Origin of the sequence: Methanoregula sp. (genome assembly GCF_002835825.1) — an archaeon.
GTDB lineage: Archaea > Halobacteriota > Methanomicrobia > Methanomicrobiales > Methanospirillaceae > Methanoregula.
Window position 1 is genome coordinate 1 of the sequence record NZ_PIZH01000133.1, and the last position, 5,484, is coordinate 5,484.

Consider the following 5,484-nt stretch of genomic DNA (forward strand, 5'->3'; position numbering starts at 1 on the left):
AGAAGCCTGATGGCTTCTTCTCATCCTCCAGGCCTGATGGCCTGTCGGACTTCGAAGTTTCGAGGGTTCTCAAACCCGAGAAATGAGAAGAATCCGTCAGGATTCTTCGAAGAAGCCTGATGGCCTCTTCTCATCCTCCCAGTCTGATGACTGGTCGGATTTCGAAGATCCCCGATGATTATCTCACCCTCTTTTTTGACCCAGGTAATTCATGGATCACGGCGGCTCCTCCGGCATCTTCTTCGTGATATACCATGCATGCAACCCGAGGATAATGTAAATCGGGAAGAGGATGCCGTAGGTATTCGTCTCGCCATAGTACTTGAAGATCCAGACCGTGGCGGTGATGTCGATCTGGAAGATCATGATCCCCCACCATTTGCCAAGATACCCGTAGCCCAGTCCGGGTAACAGGAAATTGAGGACCCCGGCAATGAGGGGATTTTTCCGGAGCCGTGGGCGCCGGCACAGTCCCCGCGGGAGGAGCATTTGGGGGACTCCACACTTCTGCGAGGCGAGCATGGCCTCCCATCTTACCTGCCGGTCCTCATCCCCCAGCGCGTGGAGGAGGGCAGGTCCCGCATCGCTGCTCCCGATTGCGCCAAGCGCCCGGGCTGCTTTGCACCGCAGGTCTGCATCCATATCGGAGAGGAGCCACGTGAGTACCGGAACTGCAGGAGCCCCGAGCGCGGAAATCTGTTCCCAGTCCTGCATCCCGGCAGCGTACCAGGCCCGGTCATCGTCTGTTTCCGGGACATACCCTGCATTCGACAGGGAGACTGCCGATGCGTACCGGACGTACTTGTCCTGGTCACGGAGCGAAGAGAGAAGCACCGGGACCGCTCCCGTGCCCTCGATTTGCCCGAGCGCAATACAGGCCTGCCACCGGATCTCGCCGACGGGATCCTTTGTCAGGGCGGCCAGCGCATCCAGTGCCTGCGCATCGCCGATCTGCCCCAGCGCAGCAATGATCCCCAGGCGCCGGGCGCGGTTCCGTGTCCTGAGGGCCGCGATCAGAGGGCCGGTTGCAGGCGAACCCATCCGTGCCAGCGCTTCCGCTGCTGCTGCCTGGACGTGCGGTTCGCGTGATGCAAGATGGCGGATGAGCGCAGGGATGTCGCGCTGCTCTTCCAGTACCCCGATATTTGGCGTTCGTTCTGGAAACAGGTCCTGGAGCACCATCAGCATCACCCGCGATCAGAGATCCTCCGTGCAAGATAGTACGTGTGCAGGCCGAGCACCGCAGTCACGGGATAGGCAACAAGGTACGGAAAGAACGGGCCGGTTGCCAGCTGTGCAAGCACAATCACCGACATGTAACTCATGAAGACCGGAAATCCCCACCATTTCCCGATGTAGTTGTACCCGAGACCAAGGAAGAGGAAGTTCAGGATGCCGGCAGCGAGCGGGTTGGGGCCGGGGCGGTTGCGGGAAGCAAGAAAGAAGGGCATGCGGGAGGGGGTAATGCCGCAGTTCATCGCTGCAAGGACGGACGCCCAGCGGACGCCCGGATCGCGGTCCCGGATGCCGGCCTCGCATGCCCGGCACCCTTCACCCGCACCGATCTCCCCGATGAGCGAGACTATCCGTGACCGGATAGCGGGATCGGGATCATGTGAGATATCACAGAGCAACGGGACTGCGAGAGGACCTGCGTTCCTGACCGCGTCCCAGTCGCACCGGGCAATACGGTAACGGATGCGATCGCTTTCATCCTCCGGTTCCCACCCGAGCCTGTCAAGCGAGACCGCGGCTGCGTACCGAAGGTATTTTGCATTGTTGTGGAGCAGGCGGACCAGGGAGGGGATAGCCTCAGGCGATCCGATCTCCCCGAGGGCGAAGACTACGGCGCAGAGAAACTCGCTGTGCTTCTCCTTCTCAAGGTGAGCGATGAGCGGCCGGGCCGATGCCGGGTCCCCGATGCCAGCGAGTGCTTCGATGGCGCCAAGGCGTACGAGGGCCCGGGGAGATTGCAGGCCAGAAAGAAGGTCAGGTACTGCCACAGGTCCGATTGCAATAAGGGCTTTAGCAGCACGCGTCCGTGTCACTTCATCCGGATCTGCAAGGCACCGGACAAGTGCCGGAACATCCCGTACAGCAATCAGGTTCCCGATATCCGCAGGGGGCCGGAAGAGACGATTGACAGGCGGCATGTAACTGGTGCCTTGTTCTGAATGTGTGAGTATGATGCCGGCGCGATAATCAAGGTTATGCCCATGCTATCATGATCCTCACTCGAAATCCCTGCTGCAATTAGAAGTACACCGTCCGACCCCCCTCATCCCTCCACGGTGATTACTGTGCCTGCTTCGAGAGAGAAACGGCTTGGTTTACTGAGGAATGGCGAGCCCCTGAGGGGGGGTCGGGCGGTGTACTAAATGAAAATTTGTGCTGCCAGATCGAGAAATAATCACATTTCACGGTGAGAACCATTCGACCCTGCACCAGGATGCGAGAGCTGATGTACACCGCCCGACCCCCAACTATGGAAGACGGGCACAGATTCCTGGACGTGCTCCTGGCTCTTGCCAGGGTTCACCAATGCTGGATTGGCGATGTCGGGAACAGGTCCGGGCAGACCGTTACAGAAATTACCTTGAAAAAAAGAGTATCAGATCTTCTCGTCTGATATCTTGGCAAACGTCATGGAGGAGATTCCGGGCAGGCCGCGGAGTTCTTCGAGCACGGGTTGCGGCACGGAGCTGTCCACATTCAGGATCATGAGCGCCGGTTCCTTCGGGTTGAACCGGCCGACCTGCATGCCCGCGATATTGATATTGTTCTTCCCGAGCACGGTTGCCGCCCGGCCGATGACGCCGGGCTGGTCCACATGCTTTGAGACGAGCAGGTGGCCCTCGGGGATCAGGTCCATCGTGTAGCTGCCGACTGCAACGATCCGGCTCCTGCCCTTCTGGAACACCGTGCCGCTGACCGACTCCTCACCCTTGTCGGTCCGGATCTTTATGGTGATGAGGTTCTTGAATCCCCTGGCTTCTTCCGTCACGGTCTCGCTGACCTGGATGCCGCGCTCTTTTGCAACGAACTCCGCGTTGACGATGTTGACCGGCTGCTGGAGGATCGGGTCGAGAAGCCCTTTGAGGGCAAGCCGGGTAACGAACTTCATGCTGCCGGCATAGGCCGAGAGCTCGCCGCCATAGATGCACTCGACCGATGAGAGCCTGCCACCTGCCACCTGCACCGCGAACCGGCCCATCTTCTCCGCAAGCTGGGCAAAGGGCTGGAGGGCTTCCGTGTGCTCTGAGGGGATCATGGGGGCGTTCACCACATACTTCGCGGATCCACCCTTTAATACATCGACGCACTGCTTTGCCACTTGGACTGCGACATTCAGCTGGGCCTCAACCGTGCTTGCGCCAAGGTGCGGGGTGACGATGACGTTATCGAGGGTGAGGAGCGGGGACTCGGTCGGGGGCTCCTGCTCGAAGACATCGAGGGCCGCTCCCGCAACCTTGCCCGACTTGATAGCATCGTAGAGCGCCTTCTCATCGATGATGCCGCCGCGGGCGCAGTTAATGATCCGCACGCCGTCCTTCATTGTTGCAATGCTCTTCTCGTTGATGACATGCGTTGTCTCGGGGATGAGCGGGGTGTGGACAGTGATGACGTCAGCGACCGTGAAGAGCTCTGCCATCGACATCATCTGCACGCCAAGCTGGGATGCCCGTTCCTGCGTGATGAACGGATCGTAGGCCACGCACTTCATGTCCATAGCCTTTGCCCGCTTTGCCACCTCGCGGCCGATCCGGCCAAAGCCGACGATCCCCAGCGTCTTCTCGTTCAGTTCCACGCCCATGAACTTCGAGCGCTTCCACTCCTTCTTCTTTAAGCTTGCGTTCGCCTGCGGGATGTTCCGGGCGAGCGACTGCATCATCGCCATCGTGTGCTCGGTAGCAGCAAGGGTGTTGCCCTCGGGTGCATTCGCAACAATGATCCCCATGCGGGTTGCTGCGTCAACGTCGATGTTGTCGACTCCCACGCCGGCACGCCCGATGAACTTCATCTTCTTTGCAGCCCCGATAACCTTTGCATTGACATCGGTGCCGCTCCGCACCAGCAGGGCATCGTAGTCCCCGATAATGTTGCAGAGCTCGTCCTCTTTCAAGTCCGTTTTAACATCCACGTCAACGGCAGCCCGGAGGATGGCGAGCCCCTCTTCCGCCAGCGGATCGCTGACGAGCACTCTCGCGTTTGCCATAAAAACCCATACAATATCGGCACCGTACTTAAAGAGGATTATTCTTTTATGGCTGGCACTTTTTTTGTGCCGGCCAGGTCTTCGGCACGGTCTGTCGCGGGAACACCTGCACCGGGGGGTCCGTATATCAGAACCCTTAAACAGGGCGCCGGCAAGATCATAAGTGGTGCGAGCAATGAAAGATGTGCCCAATATTCTCTGGCTCGAGGAGATCAGGAAGGAGGATATCATATCCACAGGGGGCAAGGGTGCCTCCCTTGGGGAGATGGCCTCCATCGGCCTTCCCGTCCCGAAGGCCTTCGTGGTCACCGCCCAGGCATTCCGCAGGTTTTTAGTCGAGACCGGCCTTGAAAAGAAACTGTATGCAGCATTCGAGAACCTCGATGTCGAGAACAACGAGGCGCTGGAGAAGGCGGCAGAGAATGCAAAGAACCTTGTCTTAAAGGCGAAGATGCCGGCGGCAATCCGCGACGATATTAAAAAGTCGTACAAGAAGATGGGCGACGACCTGATCGTTGCTGTCCGTTCGAGCGCAACCGCCGAGGATTTGCCGGATGCCAGTTTTGCCGGCCAGCAGGAGACATACCTCAATATCAAAGGCGAGGCCGCACTCGTCTCGTCGGTCCACCACTGCTGGGCGTCGCTCTACGGGGCCCGGGCCATTTATTACCGGGCTAAACAGGGGTTCGACGACCACACGGTCAACATCGCGGTCGTTGTCCAGCAGCTGGTCCACTCGGAGAAGGCCGGTGTGATGTTCACCTCCCACCCGATCACGGGAGAGCCCCAGACCATCATCGAGGGTTCGTGGGGTCTTGGAGAGGCGGTTGTTTCCGGCGCGGTTTCACCGGACAAGTATGTCTTCGACCAGCGGACGGAGAAGGTTGCAGATACCTACATTGCCAACAAGAAGGTCGAGATCATCGCAGACGGCGACCACGGTACGAAGCTTGCTGACGTGCCGAAGGACCGGCAGGATGCCCAGGTCCTCTCCGATGAGGAAGTTGCCAAGCTCGCCATGTACGGGAAGATCGCGGAGAACCATTACGGGGTGCCGCAGGATGTTGAGTGGAGCGTTGTGAAAGGGACGATCTACATCCTCCAGTCACGGCCGATTACGACAATAGGAAAGAAGGAAGGAAAGGGCATGTCACAGAAATCAGATGCAAAGATCATCTTAAAGGGACAGGGGGCTGCCCCGGGGATCGCCTCCGGTAAGGTCATCATCATCAGGGATGTGAAGGACACCGGTACGGTCAGGGAAGGGG

General features: G+C 59.0%; 4 protein-coding genes. 1 reads left to right on the forward strand and 3 read right to left on the reverse strand.

Going from position 1 to position 5,484, the window contains the following annotated elements; genetic code table 11:
• Positions 1-216: 216 nt before the first annotated feature.
• The 3 genes from CW742_RS06230 to serA form a co-directional block, all read right to left on the reverse strand.
• A complete protein-coding gene (locus tag CW742_RS06230; RefSeq protein ID WP_292417974.1) occupies positions 217-1,182 on the reverse strand; it encodes a HEAT repeat domain-containing protein in 966 nt (321 codons plus the stop codon).
• Positions 1,183-1,187: 5 nt separating this feature from the next.
• Entirely contained in the window at positions 1,188-2,153 is a 966-nt protein-coding gene (locus CW742_RS06235; RefSeq protein ID WP_292417976.1) for a HEAT repeat domain-containing protein, read from the reverse strand.
• A 458-nt stretch (positions 2,154-2,611) separates the two neighbouring features.
• A complete protein-coding gene (gene serA / locus CW742_RS06240) occupies positions 2,612-4,216 on the reverse strand; it encodes a phosphoglycerate dehydrogenase (protein WP_292417979.1) in 1,605 nt (534 codons plus the stop codon).
• Positions 4,217-4,391: 175 nt separating this feature from the next.
• Between serA and CW742_RS06245 the strand changes: the two genes are divergently transcribed.
• A partial coding sequence (locus CW742_RS06245) for a PEP/pyruvate-binding domain-containing protein (protein WP_292417981.1) occupies positions 4,392-5,484 on the forward strand: 1,093 nt, incomplete at its 3' end.